The organism is Stappia sp. G46H5W, assembly GCF_058448995.1.
This window is the reverse complement of record NZ_JBZFLL010000001.1, coordinates 263129-281182: the sequence shown is the minus strand read 5'-3', so window position 1 is coordinate 281182 and position 18054 is coordinate 263129. Positions and strand designations below refer to the sequence as shown.

At 66.3% G+C, this 18054-nt stretch carries 13 protein-coding genes and 1 tRNA gene; 3 read left to right on the top strand and 11 right to left on the bottom strand.

Annotated elements, in window-relative coordinates; translation table 11 throughout:
• Positions 1-15: 15 nt before the first annotated feature.
• Positions 16-2658, bottom strand: a complete 2643-nt coding sequence (locus ACVJ6E_RS01040; protein ID WP_120270843.1) for an EAL domain-containing protein — start codon at positions 2656-2658, stop codon at positions 16-18.
• Between the two features lie 407 nt (positions 2659-3065).
• A tRNA-Cys gene (locus ACVJ6E_RS01035) sits at positions 3066-3139 on the bottom strand.
• Between the two features lie 307 nt (positions 3140-3446).
• Between ACVJ6E_RS01035 and ACVJ6E_RS01030 the strand changes: the two genes are divergently transcribed.
• A complete protein-coding gene (locus tag ACVJ6E_RS01030) occupies positions 3447-4046 on the top strand; it encodes a DMP19 family protein (RefSeq protein ID WP_158592763.1) in 600 nt (199 codons plus the stop codon).
• 62 nt (positions 4047-4108) lie between these two features.
• On the opposite strand, the gene ACVJ6E_RS01025 is transcribed toward ACVJ6E_RS01030, so the two are convergent.
• From ACVJ6E_RS01025 to uraD, 7 genes are all read right to left on the bottom strand, one after another.
• Positions 4109-4816 carry a hypothetical protein gene (locus tag ACVJ6E_RS01025; RefSeq protein WP_120270845.1) on the bottom strand — a complete coding sequence of 236 codons (708 nt, stop codon included), beginning with the start codon at positions 4814-4816 and terminating at the stop codon, positions 4109-4111.
• A gap of 377 nt (positions 4817-5193) precedes the next feature.
• A complete protein-coding gene (locus ACVJ6E_RS01020; RefSeq protein WP_120270846.1) occupies positions 5194-6993 on the bottom strand; it encodes an NAD(P)/FAD-dependent oxidoreductase in 1800 nt (599 codons plus the stop codon).
• A 204-nt stretch (positions 6994-7197) separates the two neighbouring features.
• Positions 7198-9135 carry a sigma-54-dependent Fis family transcriptional regulator gene (locus ACVJ6E_RS01015; RefSeq protein ID WP_120270847.1) on the bottom strand — a complete coding sequence of 646 codons (1938 nt, stop codon included), beginning with the start codon at positions 9133-9135 and terminating at the stop codon, positions 7198-7200.
• A gap of 109 nt (positions 9136-9244) precedes the next feature.
• Positions 9245-10000, bottom strand: coding sequence for an aspartate/glutamate racemase family protein (locus tag ACVJ6E_RS01010; RefSeq protein WP_120270848.1), 756 nt, complete (start codon positions 9998-10000; stop codon positions 9245-9247).
• On the bottom strand, positions 10000-11280 hold the full coding sequence (locus tag ACVJ6E_RS01005; RefSeq protein WP_120270849.1) for a TRAP transporter large permease: 1281 nt from the start codon (positions 11278-11280) through the stop codon (positions 10000-10002). The genes ACVJ6E_RS01010 and ACVJ6E_RS01005 overlap by 1 nt, the downstream gene beginning before the upstream one ends.
• Complete coding sequence (locus ACVJ6E_RS01000) at positions 11277-11762, bottom strand: TRAP transporter small permease (protein ID WP_158592764.1); 486 nt, start codon at positions 11760-11762, stop codon at positions 11277-11279. The genes ACVJ6E_RS01005 and ACVJ6E_RS01000 overlap by 4 nt, the downstream gene beginning before the upstream one ends.
• 4 nt (positions 11763-11766) lie before the next feature.
• On the bottom strand, positions 11767-13323 hold the full coding sequence (gene uraD / locus ACVJ6E_RS00995; protein WP_120270851.1) for a 2-oxo-4-hydroxy-4-carboxy-5-ureidoimidazoline decarboxylase: 1557 nt from the start codon (positions 13321-13323) through the stop codon (positions 11767-11769).
• Between the two features lie 113 nt (positions 13324-13436).
• On the opposite strand from uraD, the gene ACVJ6E_RS00990 reads away from it, so the two are divergent.
• Positions 13437-14372: a LysR family transcriptional regulator gene (locus tag ACVJ6E_RS00990; protein WP_120270852.1), complete on the top strand. Its 936-nt coding sequence runs from the start codon at positions 13437-13439 to the stop codon at positions 14370-14372.
• A 59-nt stretch (positions 14373-14431) separates the two neighbouring features.
• Here ACVJ6E_RS00990 and ACVJ6E_RS00985 read toward each other — a convergent pair whose 3' ends face one another.
• Together ACVJ6E_RS00985 and ACVJ6E_RS00980 are read right to left on the bottom strand one after the other, a co-directional pair.
• Positions 14432-15886 (bottom strand): NAD-dependent succinate-semialdehyde dehydrogenase, encoded by a 1455-nt coding sequence (locus ACVJ6E_RS00985; RefSeq protein ID WP_120270853.1) that lies wholly within the window; start codon positions 15884-15886, stop codon positions 14432-14434.
• Between the two features lie 82 nt (positions 15887-15968).
• Positions 15969-16688: a GntR family transcriptional regulator gene (locus ACVJ6E_RS00980; RefSeq protein WP_120270854.1), complete on the bottom strand. Its 720-nt coding sequence runs from the start codon at positions 16686-16688 to the stop codon at positions 15969-15971.
• Between the two features lie 280 nt (positions 16689-16968).
• Here ACVJ6E_RS00980 and ACVJ6E_RS00975 point away from each other — a divergent pair, with 280 nt between their 5' ends.
• The gene (locus ACVJ6E_RS00975) at positions 16969-17997 is read left to right on the top strand and encodes an Ldh family oxidoreductase (protein WP_120270855.1); all 1029 of its coding nucleotides are present in this window, start codon (positions 16969-16971) and stop codon (positions 17995-17997) included.
• The last annotated feature ends 57 nt before the right edge of the window (positions 17998-18054 follow it).

The window sequence follows — 18054 nt, the reverse complement described above, 5'->3', positions numbered from 1 at the left end:
CGCTTCGCATGTCGCTCAGGCTGTCGGTTGCAATGAGGCGTGCGGGCCGGGGCGTCCGAGCAGGTACCCCTGGGCCCGCCCGCATCCGGCCTTGTGCACAAGGTCCAACTGCGCCTGCGTTTCCACGCCTTCCGCCGTGCAGTGCATGCCGATGCTGCGCGCCAGCCCGGCGATGGCGGAGACGATCGCCGCAGAGGTCTCGTCCTCCTCCATGCGCTGGATGAAGGTGCGGTCGATCTTCAGTCCGTTGAACCGATAGCGGTGAAGGCGGTTCAGCGAAGAGTAGCCCATGCCGAAATCGTCAAGCACGAGACCGACGCCGAGCGCCGCCAGGGCATCGAGGTCCTCGAACACTTCCGGGCCGCTGTTGATCAGCAGGTTTTCGGTGATTTCCAGCTCGATTCGGGTCGCAGGTGTGCCGTACCGCTCCAGTGCGGCGGCAACGGCCGGCACCAGGAGGCCCTTGCCGAACTGGCGCGGGGAGGTGTTCAGAGACAGGCGGGTGCCTTTCGGCCAGTCGCGCATGGCTTCCAGGCCGCGCTCGAGCGCGAGAAGGCCGATCTGCTCGACTAGCCCTGTCTCCTCGGCGACTGGAATGAATTCGTCCGGTGGGATGAAGCTGCCGTCCGGCTGTCGCCAGCGGGCAAGAGCTTCATAAGTGCAGATCTGGTCACCGCTCAAATCCACGATCGGTTGGAACCAGATCTCCAGTTGCTTGTTCTCCACCGCTGCAGCAAGTCCGGTCTCGATCCGGCGGCGCGCAAAAACCGCCTTCCGGATGTCCTCGTCGAAGATGCGGTACCCGGGATCTGCGCTGGATTTTGCTCTGTAGAGTGCCGCATCCGCGTAGCTGTGCAGGGTTTGCGGGTCGGTCGCCGTCTCGTCGATGGCGACGATACCGATGCTGACGCCGGGATGGACGACTGCCCCCTCCAGGGTATGGGGCTGCGATATCTGCTCGACCAGCCGTTCCGCGACGGCTCGCGCGTTCGTGAGCGTTCCCAGCTTCAATATGATCGCGAACTCGTCGCCGCCAAGCCTGGCACTGACGTCGTTCGGAGCCGTCGCCTGTTTCAGGATCTGTCCGACCTGGACCAGCAGTTCGTCGCCCTTGAGATGCCCGAACTTGTCGTTGACCGCCTTGAAGCGGTCGAGGTCGATAAGCAACAGCGCCGACTTGGCGATCCCTTGCCGCGCAGCCGCGACGCAGGCCTCCAACTCCCGGGAGAAGACCGCGCGATTGGATAGCCCGGTAAGGGGGTCAGTTTCGGCGGCAATGCGAATGCGTTCGCTTGCCTCTTCGAGATCGGTGATATCCTCGTGCGTCTCGATCCAGCCGTCACCGGGGATGGGTGAAAGGGTGGTGGCAATGATTGAGCCGTCCTTCTTGCGCGACTTCAGACGGTAGATCTGGCCGTCGCGCAGTCTCTTGCGAACGGTCCGCGGGTTGGGGAGGGTCGAGGCCAGTCGGCCGTCGGCAGCGGCCTGCGCTTCGGCCACGGCCTCGTGCGGCATGCCGGTACGCAAGGTATTGTCATTGAGGTCGAAGAGCTGCACCGCCTGTGCATTCCAGATCTGGAGCCGGTCGTCCGCATCGAACAGCATCACGCCCTGGCGCATCGAGGCGAGCAGGCTCTCCAGTTCCCGGGTCCGCTCCCGCGCTTCGGTTTCCTTGGCGCGCAGATTGTACTCAAGAAGCTTGTGCTCGCTGACGTCCCAGTTGAGACCGATGGCTTCTGCCGGGGAGCCGGTCGCGTCGAAGCTGCACTGGGCATAGGCCTGGAGCCACCGCTCGCTGCCGTCCCGGCAACGGATACGGAAGCGCGAGGTGAAGCGTCCTCCCGCGTCCCGGGCGTTTTGGAACTCCGCGACAGCGCCGGACAGGTCGTCCGGATGGACGCAGGCAGTCCAGTCGGCGAAACGCCCGCTGAACCGCTCGGGATCGACGTCGTAGAGAGGAAACATGGCGGCGTCCCACTCCAGCCTGTCTGTCGGAAAGTCGTAGCGCCACATGGCGATCCGCGCCGAGTGGCGCGCAAGGTCGAGCATCGCCAGGCTGCGGTCGGTTTCCTCATGCGACAGAAGCGAGCGGCGGACGCTTTCCGATAAAAGCCCGAGGATCACCACTCCGGCGACATTGCCGAGGAGCAGCAGGTGCCAGGCGCTGGAGAGGATCGTCAGCCCGGTGGCAAATCCCCGGTCCACGAAGAAGCACGGCAGGACGAAGAATGTGCCCGCAAGCGCAAGGGCAACGAAATCGGGCAGGCCCGGCTTGCGACGCAGCTGACCGAACACGATCAGGCCGGCAACGACGCCGACGGAGGCGTAGACAAGCGGACTGAGCGTTCCGCCGATGACCGCCGGCCCTCCGACCCAGTAGCGCGCCGCGGCGGCAATTACACCGCAGGTCACCCCTGCGACGGGGCCACCGAAAAAGCCGGCGAGCATCGCAGGCGCCGCGCGCGTGTCGAAGGTTGCGCCGAGCGGAATGGTGACGGGGAAATTGACGACCAGGACGGCCAGTAGGCCGAAGGAGATGCCGATCAGCAGCTCCTGCAATCTGTTGGGCAGCTTGAGGCCGAAATGTTCCCGGGAAAAGAACATTGCGAGCGCGCCAAGGCTCAGCAGGCCGATGTTGGCGATGCCGCTCAGCAGCATTGGGACCTCATGTGACCAAAGTATCGTTGTCGTGGATGGCTTTTGCGCATCCTTGAGGCTCTGTATAGCCAGTTTTCGGATGTGGTACAGTCCGGTTCACACCGGATCGTCTGCAATTGCACCAATTGATAGGGAGCGGAATTCGAAAAACGGGAATTTATTGATTGAAATGCAAGTAAACGTTGAGATTATTGGTGTATTGCAGTCAGGTTTGATGGAGTTTCGTGCGCACGGCAAGCCATCGCCTCTCGATAGGGCGTGCACAGTTTTCCGCGTGGGATGAGGCTTGTTCCGGCTGCGTTAGATGCCGCTGTAGACGCAGCGACCTCGATAGGCGCCGCTGCTGGCAGCGCGGCTACCTGTCAAGACATCTGCCGTCAGAACATAGGATTGTCTGGAGAGGGTGCTGGAGGCCTCGCCCGGAATCGAACCGGGGTGCACGGATTTGCAATCCGCTGCGTCACCACTCCGCCACGAGGCCAGCGGGCAGACTTATCAATCACATGCGAGGCAAGGTCAAGCGGTGTTCGCCGTTTCCCCCGCACGTCCGGCGAAAATCGTCGGGTAGCCCGCGACAAGGCTGCGCCGGCGCTGTCTTGTCCACAGGGGAAGGGCAGGCGCGTCCGGCAAGATATGCCGTCCGGCAGATCATTTTATGCAAGGCATTTACGTGTGCACAACCTGAGGTCGATTACGTTGTGCAGGGCTGTTCGAATGGCGAGGCACGAGACGTGTTCGGAAAGAGGCGCGGACCGCCGGCAGATATGAAGCCGGTGAACGATGACGAGATGATCAAGACACTCCCGATCCGCAGGCGGATATGGGATCTTGCCCAGCCGGGCATCCAGACTCGGTTGAGGTCTGCAGACAAGGGCTATCTTGACTTCTTCGAGATCGACCAGAGCCTCGTGGACTTCGTCAACATCCTGTGCAATCGGGCGAGAATTCCGATGGGCCGGGTCTATCCGAAATTCAGGCAAGCCTACTACTTCAGTTATTACATGGCGCAGGTGAACAACGGCGGCCATCGTCAGTTCATCGTCAATTCCAGCCCGAGGCGGGTTTGGTATCTGGAGGAAGCCTTGATGGCGGCTCACGCGATGGGGGCGCAGGAATACGCCGAGGTTCTGGTCGACTATCTGGGTTGGCTGCGCCAGAATCCGGAGAAGATCGATCAACTGTCGGACTGGTCCGACAAGGCGGTGGCCGCACCTCTTTATGCGCTCGACGACCGCTTTTTCGCGCACCAGAAAGGGCCTGAGCCCGTCCACTATCTGGTGGAGTGGATCGCAACCTGGCCGGAGGTCGCCGTTCTCGAAGACGATGCCTACGACGCGGAGATCGAGCGCATCTTGAGGTTGGTGCCGTCGCCGACCGTTCAAGTGTAAAGGCTTTCGATGCGCTGGGCGGGATGGTGTTGTTGCCTCCCGTCCGGCGAAGCCCACCCCGGTCAGGACGCGCAGGCGTCCTTTCGGTACGCGTTGAGCGCCTCGGCAAGGCTTTGCGCCTGTTCGGTGGAGGAGGCCTTGAACTGCAGCAGTTGGGGAACCATTACCGCGCCGGAGATCAGGTCCTCTCGTTTTTCACCGGCCTTATTGAACTGCAGCGATATTCCCGCCAGCTGAGGGGTGGGGAGGGCGGCAACCTGCTGTGCGAAATCGTAGAACTGCGGCGCGTCCTTATGCGGCTGGATCGGGCCGTCGCCCACGCCGACGGATGTCAGGCGGAAGACAAGCGTCCCGTTCGGCGACTTCAGGATCTGCTCCAGCCGGTCGCGCCCAATGCTTTCGTTGTTCTGCAGCGCGACGGGCAGAAGCTTCGCGATCCGTTCGGCCTGATCGAGAAGTCTGTCGTCGACTGGCTTTCTGTCGAAGCTCAGTGTGACGCTGTTCTGGCTGTTCGGTGTTATTCCGGCGCGGCCCGTGTCGAACATGGAAAGATCAGCCCGCAGGATGTGCTGGATGTTCCAGCCCATCGCATTCGCGCCCGTCATCGTCACTTTCAGCTCGCAGCCGTCAAAGACGAGGGCATCTTGCGAAAGATCCGGGCTGCTTTCGGCGAGAATCTTTCTGACCGCAGCTTCCGGGTCCTCGCCCTGGCAGCCGGTTGCAAGCAGCAAGACGCCGAGCAAGGCTGCTGCCTTGGCCGTGATGCACATGGGTGAAACCTTGGATTTGCTTCGGGGGCAAGAAATCTCAGTGCGCGCAATAGTCGTGAGTGACATCGATCTTTGTTTTCCGAAATCAGGTTGTGTCTGTCGAGCTCGGTAAAACGAGCGAAGGCCTCTCTGCCGTCGGGCAATGGGTGCGACCGCAACCGGCCTGCACTGCAATGTTCCCCCGCGTTGTAACCGGTCTTTTCGCGGATTCCCGCCTCAATCACGACGAGGATCCGATCTGTTGTGCACTGTTGCGTGCGTGCCAGACCGCGGGGGCGGCCAATTCGGCGGACACAAGGCAGCTTGCTGCCGGCGACCCTGAACACGCAAAAACCGGGCGGATCGCTCCGCCCGGTCCTGCGTCGGCTGGCCCTGGCTCAGCCCTTGTGGTGCACCTGTTGCAACCCGTAGACCGGCGTCGGGATGCCTTCCATCCGCGCTTTCAGCTGAAGCGACAGGAACTGCGAATAGTGGCGCGACTGGTGCAGGTTGCCGCCGTGGAACCACAGCGCTTCCTGCTGCGTCGGCTTCCACATGTTGCGCTGCTCGCCCTCCCAGGGGCCGGGGTCCTTGGGCGTGTCGGAGCCGAGGCCCCAGACCTTGCCGACCTTGTCGGCGGTCTCCTGGTCGATCAGGTCGGCGACCCAGCCGTTCATCGAGCCGTAGCCGGTGGCATAGACGATCACGTCGGCCGGGATTTCCACGCCGGTGTCGAGCTTGACGGAATTCTCGGTGATCTCCTCCACCTGGCCGGCGGCCAGCTTGATCTTGCCGTCGATGATCAGCTGCGAGGCGCCGATGTCGATGTAGTAGCCCGAGCCGCGCCGCAGGTACTTCATGAAGAGCCCCGAGCCGTCGGCGCCGAAGTCCAGCCGGAAGCCGGCCTTCTCGAGCGCTGCATAGAAGTCGGCGTCGATCTCGCGGATCTTGTCGTAGATCGGCTTCTGGAACGTGTGCATGATCCGGTAGGGGAGCGAGGCGAAGATGAGATCCGCCTTCGCCGTGGTCATGCCGCCGGCCACCGCTTGCTCGGAATAGAGCGCGCCCAGCCCGTGCTCCATCAAGGGTTCGGAGCGCACGATATGGGTGGTCGAGCGCTGCACCATGGTCACGTCGACGCCGGCCTCGTAAAGCGCGGCGCAGATGTCATGGGCCGAGTTGTTCGAGCCGATGACGACGACCTTCTTGCCCTTGTACCCGTCGGGGCCGGGATGCTTCGAGGAATGGTGCTGCTCGCCGGCAAAGCGGTCTGCGCCCTTGAACTGCGGGATGTTGGCCTTGCCCGACATGCCGGTCGCGAAGACCAGCTGCTTGGGCCGCAGCACCACTTCCTCGCCGTCCCGGTCCACCGTGACGACCCATTCCTTGTTGGCCTCGTCCCATTTCGCCGAGCGCGCGGTGGAGCGGGTCCAGTAGTTCAGCTCCATCACCTTGGTGTACATTTCCAGCCAGTCGCCGATCTTGTCCTTCGGCGCGAAGACAGGCCAGTTCTTCGGGAAATCGATATAGGGCAGGTGGTCGTACCAGACCGGATCGTGCAGGCAGAGCGACTTGTAGCGCTTGCGCCAGGAATCGCCCGGCCGGTCGTTGCGCTCCACGATGATCGTCGGCACGCCGAGTTGGCGCAGCCGCGCGCCGAGCGCGATGCCGCCCTGGCCGCCGCCGATGATCACCACATAGGGCTGCTTGGTATAGCCGAGCGTCGCGGCCTCTTCCTCGCGCTCCTCCTTCCAGGTCTTGCCGCCGGGATTGACCCCGTGCTTGGCGCCAAGCGGCCGGCTGAAGCCGGACTTCTCCTCGTGGCCCTTCAGCTCGACCATGGTGGTCAGCAGCGTCCAGATCAGCCCGTCCTTGAGGCGGATCAGGCCGTAGCCCCGCGCCACCGCCGTCTCGAAGGTGATCCAGGCCTGGGTCACGCCGTCGGCCTCGCTGGCCTCCTCGCCCTCGGCCACCTGCCAGGCGGTCGGCTTGGTCAGAGCGAGCTGCGCTTCCAGCATGTCGCGGACTTCGCCGCGTCCCTCGGCGGTCTTGAGGTTCCAGGTGAAGGTCACGAGATCGCGCCAGTAGCACTCCTCGGCGAACATGTTGACGGCCTCGTCGATCCGGCCCGCCTCCAGCGCCCCGCCGAACCGGTCGAGAAAGGCCTGCACGCGGGCCGTCGGTGTCTTGTCGAGCATATCGTCTCCTCCCGTTGCTCATGTATCCGGGGACGGATCTGCGCCCGCCCGGTACGGGTCAGTTGGCAAGCCGCGTGCCAGTCTCGAAAAGGCTGGGAGCTCTTTTTCTTCAAGGGCTTGCGTATGTGTGTTGCAGGACTTGTTGCAGCGTTGCGCAACAGGGCTGCAACACCTGTCGCAGGCGACGCGACAGGCCGGAGCAGGTCAGCCGGTGCGCGGGGTGCCGCGTTTCAGCCAGCGATACACGGTCGAGCGGTTGACGCCGAGCCGGCGCGCCAGCGCCGAGACATTGCCGCCGCAGGCCGCAAGCTCTTGCAGGAGGTCGCCTTCGCCTGCCGCATCCGTGCCGCCGGGCGGTGTTGCCGGCGGCATCGGGGCGAGAGCAGGGCGCAGCGGCTGCCTGGCGCCCGGCCGGCCGATCTGCTCGGGCAGGGCCTCGGCATCGATCCTGTCCCCGTCCGCCAGCGCTGCAGCGACCTTCAGGGCGTTGTGCAGTTCCCGCAGATTCCCCGGCCAGTGATGGGCACGCAGCGCCATGCGCGCGCCGGGGGACAGGCGTGGACTGCCGCCCGTCTCGGCGGCGATGCGGGCCAGCATCCGCTCGGCAAGGGCATCGAAGTCCAGCCGCTCGCGCAAGGGCGGCAGGGTGAAGGTGGCCGCGTTTAGCCGGTAGTACAGATCCTCGCGGAACCGGCCCTCCGCCACCAGCCGGCCGAGATCCCGGTGCGAGGCGGAGATGAGCTTCAGCCGCACGGGCCGTGTCTTCAGCGCGCCGACGGGCTGCACCTCGCCCTCCGACAGGACGCGCAGGAGACGACTTTGCAGAGAGAGCGGCATGTCGCCGATCTCGTCGAGAAACAGCGTGCCGCCGGCCGCGGCCTCGATCAGGCCGGTCTTGCCCCGCGGGGCCGCGCCGGTGAAGGCGCCGGGAGCGTAGCCGAACAGCTCGGACTCGATCAGGTGCTCCGGGATCGCCGCGCAATTCACGGCGACGAAGGGGCCGGGGCGCTCGCGGCTTTCGTGGATGGCGCGGGCGAGATACTCCTTGCCCGTCCCGGTCTCGCCGTGGATCAGGATCGGGATGTCGAGCCCGGCAAGCCGCGACACCCGCGCCAGCATCGCCTCCATGCGCGGATCGCCGAAACTCAAGGTGGAGAGCGCGCCCGGCAGGCGCGGACGGGCGGTTGCCGGCCCGCGCGGCGCCACGACCGGCGCGATGGAGCTGGCGAAGAAGGCCGAGCCGTCGCGCGCCCGCAGCACCCGTTCCCGGTCGGCACCGCCGCGCATGTAGCGCGGCAGGTCGTTGATATCGATCTCGAAAAACCGGTCGATCCGCTCGCCGATCAGTTCGCGCGCGGTGAAGGCGGTCAGGTTCATCGCCCGCGCCAGCGCGTTGAAGCCGCCATGGGTGATGCCGGTGACGCGGCCCGTTCCGTCGAGCGACAGCGCCGCATCAGGGTCGACGTCGAGAAAGTCCGGCAGGCGCGACAGCCGCAGCACCCAGTCGTTGCGGGTGCGCGAGATCAGGTTGGCAAGCTCGATCCGCCGCGCGGTCGCCGCAACCAGATGCAGCGCCAGCTGCTGGCTGGCCTTGGCGGTGGGCGAGCGCAGCTGCGAGATGTCGAGAACGGCGGTGAGGTCGCCGAGCGTGTCGTAGATCGGTGCGGCGGTGCAAGTCAGGCCGATATGGCTGCTGTCGAAATGGTCGTCCTGGTGGATCACCACCGGTTTGCCGGAGACGATGCAGGCGCCGACCGCGCAGGTGCCGGCGCGGTTTTCCGACCATTCGGAGCCGAGATAGAGCCCGGCTTTGCGCAGCTGGTTGTCGAAGGTGGGGTCGCCCATGAACTCGACGGTGACGCCGCGCGCATCCGACAGCAGCAGCACGTATTTCTGTTCGGCGACCTGGTTGAACAGCGTTTCCAGCCCGCTGCGGCCGATGCGAATAAGTTCCTCCGCCTGCTCGCGATGTTCGCGCAGCGTCGTCTGGGGAACGATATAGGCTTCCTGCGCCTGGGCCGGGTCGAGCCGGTAGTCGTTGACGCAGCGCAGCCACGACTGGACGACGGGCATATCCCGTACGCTCGCCCCGCCCATGGCGACGCGCTCGATCTCCCTGATGTGCGACAGCGCCGACACCATGGCTATTTCCTCCCGCCGCGATGCTCGCATGGCAGGGCGCCCCTCACAAGGCGGTATCGGGGACTTGTGCCAAAGGAGGAGGACGCGGGCGCGGGGATATCCGCTGCGCTCAAGGCGCGTCGGGCGCATCCTTGCCGGCGATCCGGCGGGCGAGCGCCGGGGAGAGGCCGGTGCTGTCTTTCGCCGGCGGGCGGGCATAGCTGCCCTTGTCGGCGCCGGACGGGCGCAGGCGGTGAAGCGAAACCGCCTGCAGGACGGCGGCTTTCACCGGATCGAGAAGCACCGCCGGCACCTCGTCGGCGATATACCCGGCCAGCCCGGCGATCGGCGCGCCGCCGAGTATCAGGATATCCGCATGCGCTGCTGCGCGGCGGCAGGTCTCCACCAGCGGCGCGCGCATCTCCTCCGCCACTGCCGCGATGGAGCCGAAAGCGGCATCCGGCGTGAACGTGCCGGCAAAGCGCATGCCGAGCCCCGCGCGCGTTACCTGCTCCTCGTACCAGGGCGTGAGGCGGGGCGAGAAGGTGACGAAGGCGAAGCGCTCCCCCAGTGCCAATGCGGAGAGCATCGCCGCCTCGGAAAGCCCGGTCACCGGCAGGTCGAAGAGCTCGCGCGCGGCCGAAAGCCCGGGATCGCCGAAGGCGGCGATGACCGCGGCATCGAAGCGTCCCTCGTGCTGCGCCAGCAGGTCGAGCACGGCGGCGCCGGCAATCTGGGCCTCCGCGCGCGAGGAGATGTAGGGAAAGCCTTGGCGCGCGGTCAGGGGCAGCAGTTCGACATCGCCCGGCAGCACCGTTGCCGCGCTGCGCGCGAGGCGGTCGGTCAGCGCCTCGGTGGTATTGGGGTTGAGCAGCAGCAGGCGCATCAGTAGCCGAGCCTTTCGGGCAACCAGGTGACGATGCCGGGAAAGATCATGCAAGCCAGCAGCACGGCATACATCGCCGCGATGAAGGGCCAGCTCTCGCGCACCAGCTCGCCCATCCTGACGCCGGTAATGCCGCAGACGACGAACAGCACGACGCCGACCGGCGGGGTCAGCATGCCGATCACCAGGTTGAAGACGAAGAGAAAGCCGAAATGCAGCGGGTCGATCCCGTATTGCAGGGCGATTGGGTGGAACAGCGGCACCAGCATGATGTAGGCGGCGTTGGATTCCAGGAACATGCCGACCACGAGCAGCATCGCCGCGATCAGGCAGAGGAACAGGAACGGGCTGTCGGTGACGCCCTGTATCAGGCCGGCGAGCTTCATCGGCAGCAGGTCGATGGTGAAGAGGAAGGTCACCGTCGAGGCGAAGGCGATCATCGCGCCGACCAGTGCGGAGGTCTTGGCGGCGGTAAGCAACACGTCCGGCAGGTCGGACAGCTTCAGCTTGCGCGTCACGAAGAAGCCGAGGACCAGCGCGTAGCAGACGCCGACGGCGGCCCCTTCCGTCGGGGTGAAGGCACCGCCGACGATGCCGCCGATGACCAGAACCGGCATCAGGAAGATGACGAGGCTACGCCTCAGCTCGCGCAGGATGTTGGAGAGCGTGACCGGCGTGCCGGCCAGCGGGTAGTTCCGCTTCCAGGCGATCAGCCAGCACAGGGCCATGAACAGGGCGAACAGGATCAGTCCGGGAATGACGCCGGACATGAACATGCCGCCGACCGAAACGCTGGAGCCGGCCATGAACGCGTAGACGATCATCGCGCCGGAGGGCGGGATGATCGGGCCGAGATTGGCGGCCGCCGCCACGATGCCGGTGGAGAAGCCGAGGCCGTATTGCTTCCGGAGCGAGGGCACCAGCGTGGAGGAGAGGGCCGAGGCGTCGGCGACGGCTGCGCCCGAAACGGAGGCGAGGCCTGCCCCGGCGACGATGGTCACCTGGGCGAGGCCGCCGCGCACCCGGCCGATGAAGGCGTTGGCGAAGTCGACCAGCCTGTCCATGATCCCGCCCTTGAGCATCAGCTCGCCGGCGATCATGAACAGCGGGATCGACATCAGCGGGAACGAGTTGACCGCGTTCATCAGGCGCGGCGCCAGCACCGCGACGTCGATGCCCGACAGCCACAGACCGGCCAGTGCCGCAACGCCGAGCGAGAAGGCGAGCGGCATGCCGAGAAGGGCCAGCACGAGAAAGGTTGCGATGACGAAGAGGCTCATGCCCGGGGCTCCATCGGGACCAGCGCGAGATGGACGAGATGCAGGGCCGAGTGCAGCGCGCCGAGAATGACGGGGAAGAAGAATACGCTCGAGGTGATGTTCAGCGCGCCCAGCCGCTCGGACCATGTGGCCAGCGCGACGCCGATGGTGGTCCAGAACACGACGCCCATCAGCGCCGCGCCGAGGGCGCTGGTCGCCCGCGCGACGAGGCGCTGCACGCCGGCGGGCAGGCGCTCGACCAGCAGCGTGATCCCCACATGGGTCCAGTCGCGGATGCCGAGCGGGATCGCGAGGAAGATCGTCCATACGAAGGCGATGCGGCTGACCTCGTCGGCCCAGTCGAGCGAGCCGTTGAAGACATAGCGCATCACCACCTGGGCCGAGACCACGGCGACCATGGCGGCCGCACCCAGGATGACGAGGAGGCGCGCGCCGGTATCGGCGCGCGCAAGGACGAAGGTCAGGAGGCGATCGAGCGCCATCGGGTCACATGCCGAGCTTGGCGGTCTCGGCATCCAGCAGCTTCACCAGCTCCGGATCGAGGCGGGCCTTGGTCTCGGTGGCGACACCGGCGGTCTTTTCGCGCAGGGCGGCGGCCAGTTCCGGCGAAACCTCGGTGAAGGTCATGCCCTTGGCCGTGAGCTGCGCTAGACCCGCTGCATCCTGCTCGGCGGCCAGCTCGCGCTGATAGGCAACGGCGGTCGCCATGGCCTCGCGGACCATTGCCTGCTTCTCCGGGGCGAGCCCGTCGAACCACTTCTTGTTGCCGACGACCGAGATGAAGTCGAAGAAGTGCCCGGTGTTGGAGACATGCTTCTGCACCTCGGTATAGCCGGCGACATTGATGATCGCGAAGGGGTTTTCCTGGCCGTCGATCACGCCCTGCTCCAGGGCGGAGTAGAGCTCCTTCACGTCCATCGCCACCGGATTGGCGCCGAGGGCACGGAAGGTGGCGAGATGCGTCTCGTTCGGCTGCAGGCGGATCTTCAGGCCCTCGATGTCACCGAGGGCGACCACCGGGCGGACATTGTTGGTCAGGTGACGGAAGCCCAGCTCCATGTAGCCGAGGGAGGTCATGCCCTCCTTGGCCATCATGTCGTCCAGCGCAGTGCCGACCGGTCCGTCGGTGATGGCGAAGGCCGCCTCGCGGCTCGGGAACTGGAACGGAAGGCCGATGACCTCAAGCTCCGGCACGGTACGGGTGAGGTATGCGGTGCCCACCCACATCATCTCGATGGCGCCGATCTTCACGGCCTGTACGTTCTCGGCCGCCCCGCCCAGCTGCTGCGCCGGGAAGACGTTGACGTCGATCTCGCCGCCGGACAGGCGCTCGAGCTCTTCCTCGAACTTCGCGATGGCAAGCGAGGAAGAGTGCTCGGTGGCGAAGTTGCCGGCGATGCGGATCGTGTCCTTGGCATCGGCCATGGCGGTCGACAGCACGAGGGCGGTGGAGGCGACAAGCGGGAGGATGGCTTTCATGGCTGGGTGCTCCAGGGTTGCGGCGAGGGAGGTCCGGGGCGGTTTCGCGCCCGGCCCGAAGGCGCGGGCGGCACGGGAGCGGATCACCGAGGCGATCTCGTCCAGTGTGGCGGCATGCTCTTCCGGCGCGGGCGCGGCAAGGCGGCGCTCGAAAGTGGCAAGAAGGGTCTCAAGGTCCGGCACGCGGTGCAGGGCGATGATGAAGGGATGGGAGAAACGCGCCCGATAGGCGGCATTGAGCGCGCGCAGCCGGACGGCATCGTCCGCCGACAGAGACAACAGGCCGAGCCGGGCCTGTTCGCCGGTCGAGGCGTCGGTCATGCGCCCTTCGGCCGCTTCCTGGCCGGCAAGCTCCGGGTGAGCGGCAAACAGTACCCGCTGGCGCTCGGTGCCGGCTGCAAGGATCGTGTCCGCCAGCGCCGCGGCAAGCGCTGCATCGTCCGCGAAGGGGCGCTGGTCGACGGTCAGCTCCACCACCCAGGGCGAGCGCTCGACCAGGGGCTCCAGCAGCGCTAGCGCTGTTTCGCGGGAAGCCGAATTGAGCGTGTCGAGGGCGGAAGTCATGGCGGGCCTTTGCCGTCCGGTGTCCTTTATGCCCTGAACGCTAGCCGGCCCTCGTCATTGCAATCCATGACATTATCGACAATCCTGCGTTCTAGAAATTAGGATGCCCGGAAATGTCGCTCCACCTCGTTCCCCGCGGGTTGCACTATGTCGAGGCCGTTGCAGAGCACGGCTCGATCCAGGCGGCCTCGCGTGCGATCGGCATTGCCGCCTCGGCGATCGACCGGCAGATCAAGCTGCTGGAGGACCGGCTCGGGGTACAACTGTTCGACCGCATGACCACGGGCATGACCTTGTCCCCGGTCGGCGAAATGTTCGTGGTGCTGGCGCGGCGCTGGCGGGCGGACGAGAACCGCCTGTGGTCCGACGTGAAGCAGATGCAGGGCATCAGCCTCGGCCATATCCGCCTCGTGACAATGGACAGTCTGGTCAACGGCGTGCTGCCGCGCTTCCTGCATCATGTGGCGGAGGTGTATCCGCGGGTACGGATCGATGTGGAGATCGCAACGCCCGACGATGCGATGGCCGTGCTCGACCGGGGCGATGCCGACGTGGCGCTCGCCTTCAACCTGCGCCCGCACCGCGACCTGCATGTGGTGTGGAGCGCCGAGCTGCCGCTGCACTGCGTCGTCGCGCCCGGCCATCCGCTTGCGGAACTGAGCCAAGTGAGCCTTGCCAAGGTGCGCGACCAGGCGACCGTCGTGCAGAGCCCGTCGCTGGCGATCCGCCGGATGCTGGACGCCCGCCACGGTTGGATGTTCTCGGAGAACCGCCCTCCGGTGGTCACCAACTCGCTGCAGCTTCTGAAACAGCTTGTCGTCTCCGGCAGCCATGCCGCGCTCACCTCCGAGCTGGACACGGCGCAGGAACTGCTGGACGGGCGCCTCGTCGCCATCCCCGTGACGGGGCAGAACGTGGTGCCGCAAAGCATCGCGCTCGCCATCAGTTCCCGCCGCGCGCTGCCGCGCATCGCAACCCGCGTCGCCGATCTTCTCGCCGCCGATGTCGCGGCGATGCTCGCCGAGGTGCGGGCGCGCGCAACCAATTGACCTGAAATGCAAAAGGGCCGCCCATGGGCGGCCCTTCGTTCATGCCGGGAGGGGCGGGATCAAAGTCCAAGCCCGCCGACGCAGGCGTATTTGATGTTGAGGTAGTCCTCGACGCCGTATTTCGAGCCCTCGTTGCCGAGCCCTGAATCCTTGACGCCGCCGAAGGGCGCGACCTCGGTGGTGATCAGCCCCTCGTTGACGCCGACCAGCCCGTATTCCAGCGCCTCCAAGACGCGGAAGGCGCGCCCCAAATCCTGGGTGTAGAAGTAGCAGGCAAGGCCGTATTCGGTGTCGTTGGCCATCGCCACGGCCTCGTCTTCCGTGTCGAAGCGGAAGAGGGGGGCGAGCGGCCCGAAGGTTTCCTCGCGCGCCACCTTCATCTCCGGGGTCGCACCGACGACCAGCGTCGGCTCGAAGAAGCTGCCGCCATTGGCGTGGCGCTTGCCGCCCAGCACCACCTTGCCGCCCTTGGCGAGTGCGTCCTGGATGTGCTCCTCCACCTTCTCGACGGCCTTGCCGTCGATCAGCGGACCCTGCGTCACACCCTCTTCGAGGCCGTTGCCGACCTTGAGCGCGGCGACGGCGGCCCCGAGCTTTTCGGCGAAGGCATCATAGACGCCGGCCTGCACGTAGATGCGGTTGGCGCAAACGCAGGTCTGGCCGGAATTGCGGAACTTGGAGGCCATAGCCCCTTCCACCGCCGCGTCGAGATCGGCGTCATCGAAGACGATGAAGGGGGCGTTGCCGCCGAGCTCCATCGAGATCTTCTTCATGTGGGCGGAAGCGTTTGAGGCGAGCTTCTTGCCCACTTCCGTCGAGCCGGTGAAGGTGATCTTGCGCAGATGCGGGTTCTCGCACATTTCGGCTGCGATCTCGGCGGCCGAGCCGGTGATGACGTTCACCACCCCGCGCGGGAAGCCGACTTCCTCGGCAAGCGCTGCAAAGACGAGGGCGGAGAAGGGCGTCTGGCTCGCCGGCTTGATCACCATGGTGCAGCCGGCGGCAAGGGCCGCGCCGAGCTTTCGCGAAATCATCGAGTGGGGGAAGTTCCAGGGGGTGATCGCGCCGGTGACGCCGACCGGCTCCTTGGTCACCAGGATCCGCTTGCCGCGCCAGGGCGAGGGGATGATGTCGCCGTCGATGCGCTTGGCCTGCTCGGCGAAGAAGCGGATGTATTTGACGCCGAGGGCGATCTCGCCCTTCGCCTCGGCCAGCGGCTTGCCCATCTCGGTGGTGAGGATTTCCGCCAGCGCGTCGTGATTGGCCATGATCGCATCGCACAGCTTGTGCATCAGGGCGCCGCGTTCCTCCGCCGTCGTCGCCTTCCAGTCCTGGAAGGCGAGATAGGCGGCCTCGATGGCCCGGGCGGTCTCCGCCCGCCCGCAGCGCGGCACGGTGCCGATGATCTCGCCGGTCGCCGGATTGTCGACCTCGATCACCGATCCGGTGTCGGCATGGGTCCACAATCCGCCGATATGGCAGGACTGCTTGAAGAGCCTGTGGTCGCTGATCATTCTTGCACTCCCGTTGTGTTGTCGTTGCGCGCCGGCAGGAGCCGGCCATCGTCCTGTCGGGGCCGCGCATGCGGCCCGAAACTCAGCGAAGCGTCACGGAATAGACGAGATCCTGCGTGTTGCAGGCACTGACCCGCCATTCGACCGGGGTTCCCTCCAGGTCATAGGCGATGCGGTCGACGGCCAGCAGCGGGAAGCCCGGCGCAACCTCCAGAAGGCCGGCCTGCTCCGCATCGGCCGCAATCGACCGCAATTCCTCATGCACCGCGGTGACCATCACCCGGAATTCGCTCTGGTACATGGCGTAAAGCGCCTGGGGCAGCCGCAGGTTCCCGATGCCGGCGAAACGGTGGCCCGGCAGCACGATGCGCTCGACCAGAACCACCTGTCCTTCGAGGCTGCGCTCGCGGAACATCCGCACCACCGGTGCGCCGGGGTCCAGGTGAAGCCGTGCGGCCTCCGCCTCGTCCGCCGTGCCGTCCTCGACGCTGGTGCGGCGAAGGTCCGGCGTCAGCCGCTCGCCCCCCCCCGGCCGGGCGAGAAAGAAGAACTGGAACATCGGCCGCGCGACCTGAGGCTGGCGCGCGAAGCTGCCCTTGCCCTGCCGCCGCTCGATCAGACCCTCGGCCGCCAGGGTCTCCACCGCCTTGCGCAGCGTGCCCTGGGCAACGCCGAACTCGCCCGCCAGCGCCTGCTCGCTCGGCAGCTTGTGGCCCGGCGGCCAGCTGCCGTCGGTCAGCCGGGTCCGCATGATGTCCTCGACCCTGCGATAGAGCGGACTGTATCCGGCCTTGGCGATCATGAAGGAGCAACCTTATGCGGAGGGAGCTTTGAAAACACGTGCTTCGCATCATTCATCAGACAAATATCATATACAAGAATATGATGGAGGTCTCGCCCCGCAATCGGTCCCGGCGATCGACTTTTGCGGCCCGCCCCGGTGCGGCGAAGGGCGCGGGCGGAGGAGGGCGGCGCACACGCCCCTTTTCGCGCGGCGCGAAGCGGTCTAAACGGCGGTCAGACCCTGCGCCTGATGCGCTGCAGCCCTTCATCCGGCCCTGCCGACCACGAAAGCCTTCGCCATGTCCTCCCCGGTCACACTCACGCTGGACGAGGCCGGCGCCTTTGCCCGCGCCGCTCTCATCGCTGCGAATACCTCCGCCGAAAACGCCGAGTCCGTTGCCCGCGCCCTTGTTGCCGCCGAGGCCGACGGCCAGGCCGGCCACGGCCTGTCGCGCGTCTCCTCCTATGCCGCCCAGTCGAAAAGCGGCAAGGTCGACGGCCATGCGGTACCGGAATTCGCGCGCCCCGCGCCGGCCCTGCTGAGGGTCGATGCGGGCCTCGGCTTCGCCTATCCCGCCTTCGACCTGGTGATCGACGCACTGCCCGGCATCGTCGCGGAGACCGGCATCGGCCTTGCCGCCATCCGCCGCTCCCACCACTTCGGCCAGGCCGGCGCCCATTGCGAGAAGCTGGCGGAAAAGGGCCTCGTCGCCTTCGTGTTCGGCAATGCGCCCAAGGCCATCGCGCCGTGGGGCGGTCGCAAGCCGCTGTTCGGCACCAATCCGATCGCCTTCGCCGCGCCGCTGTCGGAGGGGCGGGCGCCGCTGGTGATCGATCTCGCCGTCTCGCGCGTGGCGCGCGGACGCATCCTGTCGGCGCAAAAGGCCGGCCTGCCGATCCCTGAAGGGTGGGCGCTCGACGTCGACGGCAACCCGACGACCGATGCCGATGCGGGCATGGCGGGCACGATGATCCCCATCGGCGAGGCCAAGGGTGCGGCGCTGGCCCTGATGGTGGAGGTGATGGCCGCCGCTCTGGTCGGAGCGAGCCTTGCCTTCGAGGCATCGAGCTTGTTCACGGGGGAAGGGGCCGCGCCGGACCTTGGCCAGACGGTGATCGCCATCGATCCGGGCATGAGCTCGGCCGGCGCCTATGGCGAGCGGATGGAGACGCTGGTCGCGGCCATCGAGGCGGAGGACGGGGTGCGCCTGCCGGGATCGCGCCGGCTCGAGGCGCGCGCCCGCGCCGCCCGCGAGGGGCTGACTATCCCCGCGGCCGTGCACGCGGAGATCGCAGCGCTGGCCGGCGAGGATTGGCGCGACGCGTAGGGGATTTCTTCGGCGCGCCACACTCTCGCTTGTCATGCCTGCGAAGGCAGGCATCCA

Coding starts and splice junctions, on each gene's coding strand:
- ACVJ6E_RS01040 (WP_120270843.1), bottom strand. CDS start 2,658: ATGCTGCTGAGCGGCATCGCCAACATCGGCCTGCTGAGCCTTGGCGCG.
- ACVJ6E_RS01030 (WP_158592763.1), top strand. CDS start 3,447: ATGATCAAGACACTCCCGATCCGCAGGCGGATATGGGATCTTGCCCAG.
- ACVJ6E_RS01025 (WP_120270845.1), bottom strand. CDS start 4,816: ATGTGCATCACGGCCAAGGCAGCAGCCTTGCTCGGCGTCTTGCTGCTT.
- ACVJ6E_RS01020 (WP_120270846.1), bottom strand. CDS start 6,993: ATGCTCGACAAGACACCGACGGCCCGCGTGCAGGCCTTTCTCGACCGG.
- ACVJ6E_RS01015 (WP_120270847.1), bottom strand. CDS start 9,135: ATGGTGTCGGCGCTGTCGCACATCAGGGAGATCGAGCGCGTCGCCATG.
- ACVJ6E_RS01010 (WP_120270848.1), bottom strand. CDS start 10,000: ATGCGCCTGCTGCTGCTCAACCCCAATACCACCGAGGCGCTGACCGAC.
- ACVJ6E_RS01005 (WP_120270849.1), bottom strand. CDS start 11,280: ATGAGCCTCTTCGTCATCGCAACCTTTCTCGTGCTGGCCCTTCTCGGC.
- ACVJ6E_RS01000 (WP_158592764.1), bottom strand. CDS start 11,762: ATGGCGCTCGATCGCCTCCTGACCTTCGTCCTTGCGCGCGCCGATACC.
- uraD (WP_120270851.1), bottom strand. CDS start 13,323: ATGACTTCCGCCCTCGACACGCTCAATTCGGCTTCCCGCGAAACAGCG.
- ACVJ6E_RS00990 (WP_120270852.1), top strand. CDS start 13,437: ATGTCGCTCCACCTCGTTCCCCGCGGGTTGCACTATGTCGAGGCCGTT.
- ACVJ6E_RS00985 (WP_120270853.1), bottom strand. CDS start 15,886: ATGATCAGCGACCACAGGCTCTTCAAGCAGTCCTGCCATATCGGCGGA.
- ACVJ6E_RS00980 (WP_120270854.1), bottom strand. CDS start 16,688: ATGATCGCCAAGGCCGGATACAGTCCGCTCTATCGCAGGGTCGAGGAC.
- ACVJ6E_RS00975 (WP_120270855.1), top strand. CDS start 16,969: ATGTCCTCCCCGGTCACACTCACGCTGGACGAGGCCGGCGCCTTTGCC.